Raw genomic sequence first — 15,213 nt, 5'->3', positions numbered from 1 at the left:
ACGAACCAGAAGGGCCGGGGACGATGGGCGCCCCCGGCCCTTCGTTCGTGTTCCCGGGCCCTAGCGGGTCAGTCCTGAGGGCGCAGGCCGGCGAGGAGCAGGTCGGCGAAGTGGCGGCCGACGTCGGTGCCGGTGAGTTCGCCGTCGCGCCGGTACCAGGTGCCCAGGTGGTGCACGGAGCCGAAGAAGTAGTCCACGACGAGGTCGGCGGGCACGTCCTTGCGGAAGACGCCCTCGTTCTGGCCCTGCTCGACCATGCCGCGGAAGAGCTCGTGGTACCTGCGGCGTTCGGCGCGCACGCTGCGCTGCTTCTCCGGGGCGAGCTGGTGCATGGACCGGAAGAAGATCTTGGTGTCGTCCATGTTGGCGATGCTGGTGACGATCACGTCCGAGGCGGCGGCGTGGACGCGTTCGGCGACGGGGGCCTCACGGGAGGAGATCTCGACGAGGTGGTCGGTCTGCATCCGCAGGACGCGGGCGTAGACCTCGTGGAGCAGGTCGTCCTTGGAGCCGAAGTAGTGGTACATGGCGCCCTTGGTGACACCCGCGGCGGCCACGACCTCCTGCACCGACGTGCTCTCGAACCCGCGCTCGGCGAAGAGCCGCGTGGCGGCCCCCAGCAGGCGTTCGGGCACGGATCCGCGCCCGGCTTCGGTCTCGGCCGTCCGCTGTGCTCGTGCCATGTCCTGCCTCACCTCGTTGCCCCCGTCCCCCGGTGGCGGGTCGAATCCCGACCGAGCCAGCATACCGACCGGCTGGTACCTCGTGCACGCGTGTGGGAGATCCTGGGGAAACGGGGCGGACCGAGGCGGTTCGGCCGGGCCCGTTCACCCGTGTCCGCTCGGCCGGTCCCGTTCAGTCGAGGAACTGGGCGGCGAACTCCTCCGAGGGGGCGATCGGAGTGATGACGTCGACCAGGACCCCGGTGGGGTCGGCCACGATGAAGTGCCGCTGCCCGAAGCCCTCACTGCGCAGGGAGAGGACGGGTTCGAGCCCGCCCTCGACGACGAGGCGCTCCCACGCGGCGTCCGCGTCGGCCACCTCGAAGTTGAGCAGCGTTCCCTGGGCCGAACGGGCCCGGTACCCCTCGGGCAGGGTCGGATGGCCCGCCTCCAGCAGGCCGAGTTCGAGGTCGGGCGGCCCTGGGCGGCGCAGGCTGACGTACCAGTCGCTGACGAAGGCGTCCTCGAAGCCGAACCATTCCGTGTAGAAGGCGCGGCTCTCCTGGAGGCGGGGAGTGCACAGGACCGGATAGAAGCTGCTGATGTTCACGACACACCTTTCACATACCAACGGTATGTCGAGTTACGCTATTCACATACTTTCGGTATGTCAAGAGGAGGACCGTTGCCCAAGGACACCGGAACCCGGGCCGAACAGAGGGCCCGCACCAGGCGGACCCTGATCCGGCAGGGGCGCCGCCTCTTCGCCGAGCACGGATACGGCCAGGTGGGCCTGGCCGGGATCGTCGCCGCGGCGGAGGTCACCAAGGGCGCGCTCTACCACCACTTCGACGGCAAGGCCGCCCTGTTCCGAGCCGTCCTGGAAGAGGTCCAGCAGGAGGTGGGCGCGTCGGTGGCCGGGGCCGCCGACGCCCACACGGACCCCTGGGAGCAGCTGACCTCCGGGTGCCGCGCCTTCCTCACCGCCAGTACCGCCCCGGACGTGCGCCGGATCATGCTGGTGGACGGCCCGGCCGTGCTCGGCTGGCGCGAGTGGCGCGCACTCGACGAGGCCTCCTCCGCCCACCACCTGCGCGAAGCGCTCGCTTCACTGGTCGACGCGGGGATCCTCGCCCCGCAACCGGTCGCTCCCCTGGCCAACCTGCTCTCGGGCGCCATGAACGAGGCCGCGCTGTGGCTGGCCGACTCGGGAGGCGAACAGGACCTGGAGGACGTGTGGTCGGCACTGTCCCGCCTGCTGGAGTCGCTGCGCGACAACTGACGGCCGTCCCGTCGCCACGGGCGATATCGTGGCCTGCATGGCGCAGGGGGCACAGGGGGAACGGGCGTTGGACGCGGGTGTGGTGGACAGGGACGACACGGAGGAGTTCCGTGACGACTTCGTCGGGCGTTTCGCCGCGTACTGGCAGTCCCAGGGCCGCCCCAAGACCGAGGGGCGCATCGTGGGCTTCCTGCTCGTGGCCGACCGGGACGCGGTCAGCGCCGAGGAGGTCGCCGAGGGCGCCCGGGTCAGCCGGGGCTCGGTCTCACAGTCGGTGCGCCGCCTGCGCGAGCTGGGGTTCGTGACCCTGGTCGAGGATCCCGAGAGCCGCTCGCGGCTGATCAGCATGGACGAGGACGTGTGGGGCGGGTTCCTGCGCAACGAGCGCTCCTACCTGCGCCAGCAGCGCGACCTCGCCGCCTCCGCCCTGGAACGCCTCCCCGACCTCGGTGAGTCCTCCCGCAACCGGCTGCGCAACATGTACGACTACATGACCTGGCTGGACGGCTACCACGACGTCCTCCTGGAGCGCTGGGAGGAGTACAAGGCCGAACGGGGCAGGGGGACCGGTACGGAGCTCCGAGCCCTGCGGGGCAAGGGATCCGGAGCCTGGAACCCGTACACGGAGGGCTAGTGGCGCAGGCGCACGCGCCCAGCCGCCGAGGAGCACCCCCGCGGCGCACGCCGGCCCTCGCCCTCACGGGGCGACCGGCCGACCGCCCCGGACCCGTTCAGCGCTTCGCCTCCGCGATCGTCGCGGGGACCGCGCGCTCGTGCGGGACGACCAGCGGGGTCCCGGTCCGGGGATCGGGAACCACGTCGCAGGCCAGTCCGAACACCGACCCCACGCGCTCGGCCGTCACGACCTCCTCGGGCGTGCCGTCGGCGACCACCGCTCCCCCGTCCATCATCACCAGGCGGGTGGCGAACCGGGCCGCCTGGGCGAGGTCGTGCAGGACCGCGACGACGGTGCGGCCGCGCCGGTGCAGGTCGGCGAAGAGCTCCAGCAGGTCGTACTGGTGGGCGATGTCCAGGTAGGTGGTGGGCTCGTCCAGCAGCAGGGTCGCACTGTCCTGGGCCAGGACCATCGCCACCCAGGCGCGCTGGCGTTGGCCCCCGGAGAGCGAACCGACCTGGACGTCGGCCAGGGCGGTGAGCCCGGTGAGTTCCAGTGCCGCGGCGATGGCCGTCTCGTCCTCCGGACTCCACTGCCGCAGCATGGTGTGGTGGGGGAAGCGGCCGCGCGCCGCCAGGGCGCGGACGGTGATGCCCTCGGGGGCGAGGGGGCTCTGCGGGAGCAGCGCGAGCTGGCGGGCGACCGCCTTGGGGCGCTGGGAGCGCACGTCGCGGCCGTGCAGGAGCACGCGCCCGGACTCGGGCTTGTTCACCCGGCCCAGCGCCTTGAGCAGGGTGGACTTTCCGCAGCCGTTGGGCCCCACGATGACGGTGAACTCGCCCTGGGCGACGGTCAGGTCCAGGTCGCGCACGACCGGGTCGGCACCGTAGCCGAGGGTGAGGCCCTCCGCGGTCAGCACGGGAGCGGCCGGTGTGCTCTGACTGCTCACAGTTTTCCCTTTCGCCATTCACGGATGAGCAGGTAACCCAGGTAGACGCCGCCGATGGCCAGGGTGAAGACCCCGACCGGAAGGCCATCGCCGATCGGCGAGTGCTGGACGGCCAGGTCGGCCACGACCAGCAGAAGCGCCCCCGTCAGGCCGGACAGCACCAGGTTGGGGCCGGTCGCCGCGCTCAGCCTGCGGGCGATCTGCGGGGCGGTGAGGGAGACGAAGGCGATCGGCCCGGCCACGCTCACCGCGGCGGCGGACAGGACCACCGAGAGCGCCACCGCCGCGGTGCGGCTGGCCGAGGCACGGGCGCCGAGGGAGTCGGCGAGCTCGTCGCCCATCTCGTTGACGGTGATCGGCCCGGCCAGGGCGAGGACGAACGGCACCGACAGCAGCAGGGTGAGCCAGATCGTGGCGGCGTGGTCCCAGGAACGGGCGCCCAGGCTGCCGTTGAGGTAGGAGGAGAGGATGCCGGCCTGGTCCCTGGCCATCACGGAGACCACGAACTGGGTGAAGGCCTGGGCCATGGCGGCCACGCCGATCCCCGCGACGATCAGCCGCCCGGGGTTGCGCAGCCCGGTTCCGGTCGCCGCGGCCACGACCGCGATGGCCAGGACGGCCCCGGCCAGGGCGCCCAGCGGCACGGGGACGACACCCGGCAGCATGAGCGCGGCCAGGGCCGCACCGGCTCCGGCGCCCGCGTTGAGCCCGATCACGTCGGGGCTGCCCAACGGGTTGCGGGTCACGGACTGGAAGAGCGCGCCCGCCAGGCCCAGGGCGACCCCGGTCCCCACGGCGACGGTGAGCCGGGGGCCGCGCAGCCGTTCGAGGGCGAACAGGTGGGTGGCCTCGCCCCGGCCGGACAGGACGGCGGGCAGCTGGGTGAGGGGGACACCGAGGCGGCCCAGGCTCAGGGTGGCGGCGGCCGCGGCCAGCAGGAGCACCAGCAGCAGAGCGCCGACCACGAGCGAACGCGGGTGGACCGGGAGGGCGATGTGGCGGCCCATGCGCAGGACGGGCCCGGAGGGCCGCGGCACCGGCCCGGGTGCGGGTTCCGAGGGCTGTTCGGGGCTCGGCCCGGGTGACGGCCGGCCCCGTTCAGCCGGAGGGGTTCGGGTCTGGTGGTTCAAGAACTCGCCTTCATCTTCCGGACCACGTACAGCAGGACGGGAGCGCCCACGAAGGCTGTGACCACACCGACCATGAGCTCCATGGGGCGGGCCACGGTACGGCCCACCACGTCGGCGACCAGCAGCAGGGTGGGTCCGGCCAGCAGGGCGAAGGGCACCTGGAGACGGAAGTCCACCCCCACCATGCCGCGCACCACGTGCGGGACGGCCAGGCCGACGAAGGCGATGGGGCCGGCAGCGGCGGTGGCCCCGGCGGCCAGCAGGGTGCCCGCGACCAGCCCACCCGAGCGCGCCAGGAAGACGTTGGCCCCGGTGGCCACGGCTGCTTCCTCGCCCAGGGCCAGGGAGTTGAGTGAGCCCATGACCAGCAGCGCCATGAGCACGCCCAGACCGATGACGGGCAGGACCGAGAGGACGACGTCGTACCCGCGCCCGGCCAGGGAGCCCACGACCCAGTAGCGGTAGCTGTCGAAGACGTCGGGCATGCTCAGCGAGACGGCCTGCACGTAGGCCATGAGTACCGCCGAGACCACGGCCCCGGCCAGGACCAGGCGAACCAGGCCGCCGTCGCCGCCGCGTGTGCCCACCGTATAGGCGGCCAGACCGGCGACCAGGGCACCGGGCAGCGCCCACCAGACGGTGGCTGCGGTCGAGGAGGGGCCGAGCAGGGCCGTGGCGGTGACCACGGCCGCGGCCGCGCCGGCGTTGACACCGAGCAGGCCGGGGTCGGCCAGCGGGTTGCGGGTGACACCCTGCATGAGGGTTCCGGCCAGGGCCAGCGCGGCCCCGGCCACGACACCGAGGAGGGTGCGGGGCACGCGGCTCTCCACCACCGTGGCGGTGAACGGGTCCGCTTCGCCGAACAGCACCTGCCACACCTCGACCGGCGAGGTGGGTTTGCTGCCCGCGACGAGGCTGAGCAGGACCGCCCCGGCCAGGGCCGCCGCGCCGACGCCCAGTACGAGCGCGGCGCGGGCGGGCCCGGCCTTCGGCGGCACCGTGTGTGTCTTCACGATCGCCTTGCCGTGGTGGGTCAGTCGTCCAGGGTCTGGGCGGCCTCTTCGATGAGGGGCACGTAGCGGTCGATGACCCAGGGGACCGTGAGCGGGTTGATCAGCGAGGACGCAGTGACGAAGGAGTTGTCGTCACTGGTGACCACGGAGCCGCGCTCGATGGCGGGGATGGAGCCGTACAGGTCCTGGGACTCGATCTCGGCGCGGGTCTCGGGGTCGGTGTAGAACGTGAAGATGAGGTCGCTGTCGCCGAACTGGTCGGCGTTCTCCAGGCCCACCAGGGCGGAGTCGGTGCCCTCGGTCTCGGGGAAGGTCTCCACGACCGGGTCGACCTGCAGGCCCAGGCCGCGCACCATGGCCACGCGCTGCTCGTCGGGCAGGAAGACGCCGAGCGTGCCGGGGCCGTCGGTGTAGACGTAGGAGAAGGTGAGGTCGGCGAACCCGGGGTTCTCGGCCGCCGCGTCCTCGAAGCGCCCCTCGATCTCGCCGATGAGCTCCTCGGCCTCCTCGGGCTGGCCGAGCGCCTGGCCGATGATCTCGATCTGCTCGTCCCAGTCGGTGCTCCACGCCAGGTCGGGGTAGGCGACGGTGGGGGCGATGTCGGTGAGGATGTCGTACTGCTCCTGGGTCACCCCGGACCAGGGGGCGAGGATGACGTCGGGGGCGAGTTCGATGATCGCCTCGAAGTCGATGTCGTCGGCTCCGGCGAACTGCTCGGGGAGCTCCTCCCCCGCCTCGGTGACGGCCTCGTGGATCCAGGGCAGGTAGCCGGTGTCGTCGCTGCCCCACTCGTAGCTCTCGATACCGACGGGCACGGTGCCCAGGGCGATGGCGGTCTCGGCGGAGCCCTGGCCGAGGGTGACCACGCGTTCGGGGCGCTCGGGGATCTCGGCGGTGCCGAGGGCGCTCTCGATGCTGACGGGGAAGGCGCCGTCGGCGCCGTCGCCCGAGGAGGAGGTGTCCCCGGCGTCGGGGCCGCAGGCGGCCAGGCCGAGGGCGAGGGTCGTGGTGAGTCCGATACCGCCGACACGGCGCAGGGTGGAGTGCATGCTCGCTGCTTTCTTCGTCACGGGGTGCGGCCACGTAGGCCCGACGGGCGGGAACGCGCGGCGGGCCGGTTTCGTGCAGGGGAGAGCCCTCGGATGAGGGCAGCACGAAAGAACCAACAAAACGGGAGGACCCCGACATCAACGAAGGTTAGTCTAACCTCACTTGAGGCTATTTCAAAAAATCTGAACCCGGGGCCGACGACTGTCGGCCCCGGTCCGGCCGGGCGGCTCTCAGGGGCGGCGGTCGGTGAGGATGTTGCTGACCCGGCCCAGGTAACCGACGTACTGGCGAGTGGCAAGGGCGCTGACCCGGTCCTTTCCCAGGAACCGGGGCGGCGAGAAGCGCGTGGCCGCCTCCGTCCCCGAGGCCAGGGCCGCCAGGGCCGCGGGCCCGCGGCGCGCGGACTCGTACCGGCGCAGCGCGGCCGCCGGATCCGCCTCGGCCCCCTCGTCGGAGAGCGCCAGGCTCAGCGCCCACGCGTCCTCCAGGGCCTGGTCCGCGCCCTGCGCCGTGAACGGGGGAAAGGAGTGGGCGGCGTCGCCCAGCAGGGTCGCACCGCCCTTGCCCCAGACCTTGGGCACCCGGTGGCGGACGTGTTCGAACAGTCCGAGGTCCTCGTCCTTCGCGTGTTGCAGTACCGTGCGCACGTCCGGGTCGGTCCAGTCGCCGAACAACCTGCGCAGCACGCCCACCGGGGACGCGGGGCGGGGGATGTCCGGACGCCAGCGCACGTCGAACCACCACTGCACGAGACCGTCCCCGGCGGGCATGATCCCGCACATGCCCTGCCGCCCCTGGACGACGGCCGCGACGGTGCCCGCGGCCAGGCCGACGGGCACCGGGGTGAGCGCCTGCCAGCTGGCCCACCCGGTCGGGCGGGCGGGGTCGCCGTCCCACAGGTCGCGCCGGGCCGCCGAGCGGATCCCGTCGGCGCCGACCACGACGTCGCCCGTGGCGCTGCTGCCGTCACCGAAGAGCGCGCTCACGGTGCCGTCGGGGTTGACCCGGACCCGGGTGCAGATCCGCCCGTAGCGCACCGTGCCCTCGGGCAGCCCGGCGGCGATGAGTTCGAGGAGCTCGCGCCTGGGCACGGTGCGGCACTCGAAGCCGTAGTGGTCGCGGACCGCGTCCACGTCGAGGGTGTAGCGCACCCGCCCGGAGGGGGCGCGGTTCTCCAGCCCGTCGATGCGGCGGCCGATCCCGCCGAGGTCCACCCCCAGGGCCTTGAGTGCGGCGGTGCCGTTGGAGTGGAGGCCGAGTCCGGCCCCGCCTTCCCGCGGCTCGGGTGAGCGCTCGTGGACCTCGACCTCATGGCCCTGGTCGCTGAGGCCGCGGGCCAGAGCCAGCCCGCCCACTCCAGCTCCGACGATGACGACACGCATCAAAGAGGCACCCCTGAACGTTCGGCTGTCTGCACGTTACTGACAGACCGAACATAACGGACCGGGGGTCGGCCGGGCGGCCCGTCGGGCCGGCGGATCCGCTTCGGCGGCCCGGTACGGGCACGGACGCAAGGAGCCCGCCCCGGGAGTGTCCCGGGGCGGGCTCTGCTCGGCGGAAGCGCGGTCAGCGGATCAGGTGGACGCGGGCCTCCCAGGGGCGCAGCGGGGCCTTGGCCGGCCCGGGGTCGGGGAGGTTGCCCAGGAGCAGTACCGCGTCGGCCTCCGCCAACTCCTCCGGCAGCTCCGCCTCCGCGCTGTGCCCGCTCCAGTTGGCCAGCACCAGCAGCACCTGGCCGTTCAGCTTGCGGGTGTAGGCGTAGACCCGCGGGTCCTCCTCCAGCAGCGGGCTGAAGAGGCCGTGCACGATGACCGGGTACTTCTTGCGGAGCGCGATCAGGCGCCGGTAGTAGTGGAAGACCGACCCCTGATCGGCGACGGCGGCCTCGGCGTTGATCCCGACGTGGTTGGGGTTGACCCCGATCCACGGTGTCCCGGTGGTGAACCCGGCGTTCTCACCGGCCGTCCACTGCACGGGGGTGCGCGCGTTGTCCCGGCTCATCCGGGCGATCCCCGCCATGGCCGTCTTCTCGTCGACCTTGCCGGTCTCCACCATGGTGCGGTGGTAGTTGAGGGTCTCCAGGTCGCGGTAGTCGGCGATGTCGTCCATGTGGGCGTTGGTCATGCCCAGTTCCTCGCCCTGGTAGACGTACGGGGTGCCCTGCATCATGTGCAGCGTGGTGGCGATCGCGGTCGCCGACTCCACCCGGTAGCGGCCGTCGTCACCGAACCGCGAGACCACGCGCGGCTGGTCGTGGTTGTTCAGGTAGAGGCTGTTCCAGCCCCGGTCGTTGAGCCCCACCTGCCAGCGGTTGAGCGAGGCCTTGAGCCGGACCAGGTCCAGGGGCTGGGGGTCGAACTTGCCGCCCGGCCCGTGGTCCAGGTCCACGTGCTCGAACTGGAACACCATGTCGAGCTCGCGGTTGACCGGGTTGGTGTGGATACGCGCCTGCTCCACGCTCACCCCGGGCATCTCCCCCACGGCGAGCACGTCGCGCCCGGTGAAGACCGTCTCGTGCATCTCGTGCAGGAACTCGTGCAGGCGGGGGCCGTTGATCGCGTGCTCGGCGAAGATCCCGTAGTCGCCGGCCACCGGCCCGTCCGGGAACTTGGGGTTCTTGGACACGAAGTTGATGACGTCCATCCGGAACCCGTCCGCGCCCCGGGCCAGCCACCACAGGGCGACCTCGTGCACGGCCGCGCGCACCCGCGGGTTCTCCCAGTTCAGGTCGGGCTGGGAGGGGCTGAACAGGTGGAGGTAGTACTCGCCCCGGCCCTCGTCATAGGTCCAGGCGGGGCCGGAGAACACCGAACCCCAGTTGTTGGGCGGGCCGCCGTCGCGACCGGGGCGCCAGAAGTAGAAGTCGCGCTTGTCCTCGTCGCCCTCACGGGAGGCGGTGAACCAGGGGTGCCGGTCGCTGGTGTGGTTGACCACCAGGTCCATCACCAGGCGCATACCGCGCTCGTGCAATCCGTCCCGGAGCCGGTCCCAGTCCTCCAGGGTCCCGAACCGGGGGTCGATGCCGGTGTAGTCGCTGATGTCGTAGCCGTTGTCGTCCCACGGCGAGGGGTAGACCGGCGACAGCCACACCACGTCCACGCCGAGGAGTTTCAGGTAGTCCAGTTTCTCGATGATCCCCGGCAGGTCACCGACACCGTCGCCGTCGCTGTCGTTGAAGCTGCTCGGATAGATCTGGTAGACGACGCTGGACTTCCACCAGTCGGCACTGGGTTCAGGCATGGTTTCCTTCTCCACTCGGGGTCGGGAGCACCATTCAATCGGCTCCGGTGACTGCTTGGGGAGGGGAACCGCGGCGTCATCGGCGGGCTTCGGGTCGCTCCCGCCTCGGCTCCGCCGGGATCCCGCCATGACTCGGTACCCCTCTGTCGCCAACCGAACCGGTGGGACGGCACGACCGGCCCGCGGGGAGGCGTGACGGAGCGGTCCGACCGGAAGCGGAGCGGGCTGGCCCCGGAGGGCGGGATTCTGGAAGGCTTGCCCCGGCCGTTCCCGCGGGCACATCCCCGGGGACGCACGAGACGAAGGGGACGCCATGTGCTTGCACGGAACCGGTGAGACCGTGAGGGCCCGAGCCGACGGTGCCGCGCCCTCCGGCCCGCCGGCCCCGCCGACCGCCCCCCGCCCCTGGCCGAAGGGGTTCCGGCGGGTGGCCGACCTGAGCCACACCCTCTCCCCCGGCATGCCGTCCTGGGACGAGGACAAACCGGTCCGGGAGACGCTCGCACCGCCTGCGGCCGAGGGGGAGTTCGGGTTCTACGTGCAGCGGTGGAGCATGTCCGAGCACACCGGCACCCACCTGGACGCCCCGGGGCACGTGATCGGCGGCGGGCGGCTGGTGCCCGACATCGACCCGGGTGAACTCGTCGCTCCGGCCGCCGTGATCGACATCCGCGCCAGGGCCGCCGAGGACCCCGACACCACGGTGACCGTGGACGACATCCACGCCTTCGAGCGGGCCCACGGCCCTGTCCCCGCCGGAGCCGCGGTCCTGATGTGCTCGGGCTGGAGCTCGCGCTGGGCGGAGGGCGACGAACGGGTCCGGGGCGTGGCCGAGGACGGGTCGTGGCACTTCCCCGGCTTCTCTCCCGACGCCTGTGAATTCCTGGTCTCCCGGCGCGCGATCGCCGGGACCGGCGTGGACACCCTGAGCACCGATCCCGGGAACTCCACCGAGTTCCCCGCCCACGAGGTGGTGGGACGCGCCGACCGGTGGGGGCTGGAGGCGCTGACCGGCCTGGAGCAGCTGCCGCCGAGCGGAGCGGTGATCACCGTGGGGGTACTGCCCGGCCTGGACGCCTCGGGCGGCCCGAGCCGGGTCCTCGCCCTGTGGTGATCCGGCTGGCGGAGCGCCCTCTCTTCGCCGGTCACCGGCCTGACGTGTGGGCACGCTACTGTTGCACACTGCGGGAACCGGTTCGGCGAGACCGGGTCCACCGTTGACGCGGATTCGAGGATGAGGGGCGTAGGGCGATGTCCGGCACGAGGCACATGCAGATCGGCGAGGTCGCTGAGCGGACCGGGCTGTCTCTGCGGACCATCCGCTACTACGGAGAGGTCGGTCTGGTCGAGCCCTCGGCGCGCTCCCGGGGAGGTTTCCGCCTCTACACCGAGGAGGCCGTGGACCGCCTCCAGCTGATCAAGCGCATGAAGCCGCTGGACTTCAGCCTGGACGAGACCCGCGAACTCCTGGAGACCCTCGACCTGTTGAACGCGCCCGAGACCAGCCCTCGCAAGAAGGAGGAGCTCAGCGCCGTTCTGGACGGGTTCGAGGAGTCGATCACCGAACGCTGCCAGACCCTGCGCAAACAGCTGTCGATGGCCGAGGAGTTCGGTGATCGCCTGCGCACGGAGCGGTCACGGACCAACACCGCCAGGTGAGGGCGGGCACCTGAAGCGCGAAGCGAGCGCCTCTCACCGGGCTCCGCGATCCGGTCGGCCAGCTGTTGCCCGAGCTCCGCGAAGGACCTCCGACCGGGGACAGCGGCGGGGCCGCCGGAGGATCTCCGGCGGCCCCGTCCACGGGTAGGTGCTGCGGGTCAGTGACCGCCCACCAGGTTGCCCGTCAGCTCCTTGTGCAGGCGCTCGCTGGGCTCGTTCAGACCGGTGATCTCCACCTCCACGTCGTGCCTGCGGAAGTGCTCGGTGACCTGGTCCAGGGCGGCCACGGCCGAGGAGTCCCACACGTGGGCCCCCGACATGTCCACCACGACCTTGCTCAGCCCCTGCTCGGCGTAGTCGAAGCGCTGGACCAGCTCACCGGTGGAGGCGAAGAAGACCTCACCGTTGACCGAGTAGACGCGGGTGCCGCCCTCGGGGTCCAGGACGCTGGTGACGTCGGCCTGCATCGCGGCCTTGCGGGCGAAGAGCACCATGGACACGATCACGCCCACGATCACACCCAGCGCCAGGTTGTGGGTCCAGACCACCACGACGACGGTGACGACCATGACCACGGTCTCGGTCCAGGGCATGCGCCTGACCGTCTTGGGGGCGATGCTGTGCCAGTCGAAGGTCACGATCGCGACGAAGAACATGACCGCCACCAGCGCGGCGATCGGGATCATCCCGACGATGTCGCCCAGTCCCACGCACAGGATGAGCAGGAACACCCCGGCCAGGAAGGTCGAGACCCGGGTACGGGCGCCGGACTTGACGTTGATCATGGTCTGGCCGATCATCGCGCAGCCGGCCATCCCGCCGAAGAAGCCGACCAGCACGTTGGCGATGCCCTGGCCGCGGGCCTCGCGGGCGTGGTCGGAGGAGGTCTCGGTCTGGTCGTCGACGACCTTGGCGGTCATCAGCGACTCCATGAGCCCCACCAGGGCCAGCGTGATCGCGTAGGGCAGGATCAGCGTCAGGGTCTCGAGGTTGACCGGGACGTCGGGGATCAGCGGGACCGGGAAGGTGTCGGGCAGCTCGCCCATGTCACCGACGGTGCGGGCGGGGACGCCCATCGCCAGGGCGCCCACGGTGAGGACCACGATGGCCACCAGCGGAGAGGGAACGGCCTTGGTGATCAGCGGCAGGCCGAAGATGATGACCAGGCCGATGGCGACCATCGCGTAGATGGGTACCCCGACCCCGGCCAGGTGCGGCAGCTGGGCCAGGAAGATGAGGATGGCCAGGGCGTTGATGAACCCGGTCATCACGCTGGGCGGGACGAACCGCATCAGCTTGGCCACCCCGAGCAGGCCCAGGGCCACCTGGATCAGGCCGGCCATGATGGTGGCCGCGATCAGGTAGTCGACCCCGTACTCGATGGACAGGGGCGCTGCCACCAGGGCCATCGCGCCGGTGGCGGCGGAGATCATCGCCGGGCGCCCGCCGAGGAAGGCGATGGACACGGCCATGATGAAGGAGGCGTACAGGCCCACGCGGGGGTCGACCCCGGCGATCAGGGAGAACGCGATGGCTTCGGGGATCAGCGCCAGGGCGACGACGAGCCCCGCCATGGTGTCGGCGCGCAGCTGAGCGCCGCTGGGCATTTTGGACATCAAAGACCGAGGGGTCTTCACAGGCAGATTCATGGAACCCATCTGGGTCGGGCAGCCCACGGTTCGGGGCCGCGTTGTTCACGTCTGGTGTTCGGCGACGGCGCGCGGGGGCCGTGTCCGCCGGCTCCGGGAGTCGGCGGCGGCTGACCGCTAGGGGTTCCGGTGCGGCGCCCGGCGGGCGCCCCGGAGCGCGGCTTCGTCGCCGCGTGCCCGATCGCGCCCGTGGGGCCGACCGGGAAGTGCGCGGTGATCCGCGTGGGTGTGCGCGTGACCGACCTGAAGCAACCTTACGCTTACGTAAGGGTTCGAGTCACGCAGGGCGACTGAGACAACTCTCACACGGTCGACTTCTGCTGTGTTTTCCCACTTGGAAGCAGAGTTTTACGGTAAAAGGCTCGTTTCTGTCCCCATAACACAAAGTGACTTTTTGATACGAGGCCTGGGACATTCACACCAGGGGATCATCCGGGCAACCGGGACGCACGGCGCTCTCGGACCGGACGGGTGAATCACCGCCGGTCATTCACCCGCCGCGGCACGCGCGTGCCCGTGCGCATCGCTGCGTCGTGGGCGCCGGGCGAAACACACCGCCACCGCCACCAGGGCACACAGCAGGGCCAGGCCCAGCACCCCGGGGCGGTAGGAACCGGCCCACTGGTAGGCCAGGGAGAGCAGGATCGGGCCGACCGCGGTGGAGGCCACGGCCACGGACTGCGTCAACCCGCGCAGGGTTCCCAGCGTGGCCGTGCCGAAGTAGAAGGGCAGCGCGGCGCTCTCCACCGCGCGGGCCCCGGAGGCCGCCGCGCCCAAAGCGATCCCGTACACCAGCGCGCCGGGGCCGGCCGCCACCCACGGCAGCAACACCAGAGCCCCCGCGTGCAGGGCCATCGCCACGCTCAGCAAGATCTTGGGCGAGAAACGGTCGACCGCGAAACCGAACAGCAGCGCCGAGCCGAGCCCCGCGCAAGTCTGGGGAAGGAAATTGGCCGCGGCCTGGACGGGTGAGAGTCCCTGCTCTCCCAACACGGAGATCTGGTGGAAGAACACCGCGGTGGAGACCAGCCCGCTGCACGCGATCGCTCCGGCCATCGCCCAGAACATCGAGGTCCGCACGATCGCGCCGATCGGCCACGACGCGTCAGCGTCCCCCTCCCCCTGCTGCGTGTCGGAGGCGGCGGCCTGCCGACCGCTGGTGGGGACCCCTCGCAGCCCCCACCAGGCCACGGGCAGGACCACCGCCCAGATCAGCACCCCTTCGGCGATGAAGGTGTACCGCCATCCCAGTACGGTGATCAGCCCTTCCGCCAGCAGGGGGAACAACGAGATCCCGGCCGCGCCGAGCGAACTCGTCAACCCCAGCAGCACCCCGCGGTTGCGCGTCACCGAAAGGGCGACGGCGGTGGTCGCGATCATGGTCATGCCGCCTTGGCCCAGGGCGCGTACCCCGACGAACCCGGCCGTCAGCCCGACGAGTCCCTGCGCCCCGGCCAACAGGACGAGGAAGGCCCCGAAACCGAGCGCCACGAGCGCGAGGACGCGTCTGACCCCGAAGCGGTCCACCGCACGGCCGATCCAGGGGAGCGCGAGCGCTCCGCCCAGGGTTCCGACCATGTAGGCCAGGGAGACCGCGGAGCGGCCGACATCCAGATCGGTGATGACGTGGTCGACGAAGACCGCGATACCAGCGGTCTGACCCGGACCGCTCAGGGCCAGGACCAGAGCCGACGCGGCCACGATCCGCAGGGTGGAGCGCCCTCCGGCGACACCCCCGGCCCGAAGTTCACCCACACGTGCGCCGGACAGTGTTGCTCCTTCGAGGTACGAATCGGATGAGGTCGTGGAAGAGGTCTTCGGGGAGTTCACGCAGGTGCTCGGAGCAGAACCGGTCGAGCCCTTGCTAGTACTCCTCCTCGACGCCGCCGGCCAGCAACGGCTCCATGAACAGGGACGGGTGGTCCCGCTCGATCACCCGCAACCGCCACTTGTTGTGCACCAG

General features: G+C 71.3%; 14 protein-coding genes. 4 read left to right on the top strand and 10 right to left on the bottom strand.

Annotation, left to right across the window (positions count from 1 at the left end; translation table 11 throughout):
• Positions 1-68: 68 nt before the first annotated feature.
• A complete protein-coding gene (locus tag D458_RS0119830; RefSeq protein ID WP_017588480.1) occupies positions 69-683 on the bottom strand; it encodes a TetR/AcrR family transcriptional regulator in 615 nt (204 codons plus the stop codon).
• 172 nt (positions 684-855) lie between these two features.
• A complete protein-coding gene (locus tag D458_RS0119825) occupies positions 856-1,272 on the bottom strand; it encodes a VOC family protein (protein ID WP_017588479.1) in 417 nt (138 codons plus the stop codon).
• A gap of 75 nt (positions 1,273-1,347) precedes the next feature.
• Here D458_RS0119825 and D458_RS0119820 point away from each other — a divergent pair, with 75 nt between their 5' ends.
• The gene (locus D458_RS0119820; RefSeq protein ID WP_017588478.1) at positions 1,348-1,944 is read left to right on the top strand and encodes a TetR/AcrR family transcriptional regulator; all 597 of its coding nucleotides are present in this window, start codon (positions 1,348-1,350) and stop codon (positions 1,942-1,944) included.
• A gap of 37 nt (positions 1,945-1,981) precedes the next feature.
• Positions 1,982-2,578, top strand: coding sequence for a GbsR/MarR family transcriptional regulator (locus D458_RS0119815; protein ID WP_239648010.1), 597 nt, complete (start codon positions 1,982-1,984; stop codon positions 2,576-2,578).
• A gap of 97 nt (positions 2,579-2,675) precedes the next feature.
• Here D458_RS0119815 and D458_RS0119810 read toward each other — a convergent pair whose 3' ends face one another.
• From D458_RS0119810 to D458_RS0119785, 6 genes are all read right to left on the bottom strand, one after another.
• On the bottom strand, positions 2,676-3,479 hold the full coding sequence (locus D458_RS0119810; RefSeq protein ID WP_017588476.1) for an ABC transporter ATP-binding protein: 804 nt from the start codon (positions 3,477-3,479) through the stop codon (positions 2,676-2,678).
• A gap of 26 nt (positions 3,480-3,505) precedes the next feature.
• Positions 3,506-4,516, bottom strand: coding sequence for a FecCD family ABC transporter permease (locus D458_RS0119805; protein WP_083936382.1), 1,011 nt, complete (start codon positions 4,514-4,516; stop codon positions 3,506-3,508).
• A 119-nt stretch (positions 4,517-4,635) separates the two neighbouring features.
• Entirely contained in the window at positions 4,636-5,652 is a 1,017-nt protein-coding gene (locus D458_RS0119800; protein ID WP_017588474.1) for a FecCD family ABC transporter permease, read from the bottom strand.
• Between the two features lie 20 nt (positions 5,653-5,672).
• Complete coding sequence (locus tag D458_RS0119795) at positions 5,673-6,701, bottom strand: iron-siderophore ABC transporter substrate-binding protein (protein WP_017588473.1); 1,029 nt, start codon at positions 6,699-6,701, stop codon at positions 5,673-5,675.
• A 231-nt stretch (positions 6,702-6,932) separates the two neighbouring features.
• On the bottom strand, positions 6,933-8,084 hold the full coding sequence (locus tag D458_RS0119790) for an FAD-dependent oxidoreductase (RefSeq protein WP_026119495.1): 1,152 nt from the start codon (positions 8,082-8,084) through the stop codon (positions 6,933-6,935).
• Positions 8,085-8,268: 184 nt separating this feature from the next.
• Positions 8,269-9,942 carry a glycoside hydrolase family 13 protein gene (locus tag D458_RS0119785; protein WP_017588471.1) on the bottom strand — a complete coding sequence of 558 codons (1,674 nt, stop codon included), beginning with the start codon at positions 9,940-9,942 and terminating at the stop codon, positions 8,269-8,271.
• 313 nt (positions 9,943-10,255) lie between these two features.
• Here D458_RS0119785 and D458_RS0119780 point away from each other — a divergent pair, with 313 nt between their 5' ends.
• Positions 10,256-11,056, top strand: a complete 801-nt coding sequence (locus tag D458_RS0119780; RefSeq protein WP_017588470.1) for a cyclase family protein — start codon at positions 10,256-10,258, stop codon at positions 11,054-11,056.
• A gap of 137 nt (positions 11,057-11,193) precedes the next feature.
• Positions 11,194-11,601 (top strand): MerR family transcriptional regulator, encoded by a 408-nt coding sequence (locus D458_RS0119775; protein ID WP_017588469.1) that lies wholly within the window; start codon positions 11,194-11,196, stop codon positions 11,599-11,601.
• A 158-nt stretch (positions 11,602-11,759) separates the two neighbouring features.
• Here D458_RS0119775 and D458_RS0119770 read toward each other — a convergent pair whose 3' ends face one another.
• Together D458_RS0119770 and D458_RS0119765 are read right to left on the bottom strand one after the other, a co-directional pair.
• The gene (locus D458_RS0119770) at positions 11,760-13,259 is read right to left on the bottom strand and encodes a SulP family inorganic anion transporter (RefSeq protein ID WP_026119494.1); all 1,500 of its coding nucleotides are present in this window, start codon (positions 13,257-13,259) and stop codon (positions 11,760-11,762) included.
• A gap of 477 nt (positions 13,260-13,736) precedes the next feature.
• A complete protein-coding gene (locus D458_RS0119765) occupies positions 13,737-15,005 on the bottom strand; it encodes an MFS transporter (protein ID WP_017588467.1) in 1,269 nt (422 codons plus the stop codon).
• Positions 15,006-15,213 lie beyond the last annotated feature (208 nt).

The organism is Nocardiopsis ganjiahuensis DSM 45031, from assembly GCF_000341085.1.
In the GTDB taxonomy this organism is placed as follows: Bacteria; Actinomycetota; Actinomycetes; order Streptosporangiales; family Streptosporangiaceae; genus Nocardiopsis; species Nocardiopsis ganjiahuensis.
The sequence above is the reverse complement of the archived record's forward strand: the minus strand, read 5'-3'. Positions and strand labels throughout refer to the sequence as shown.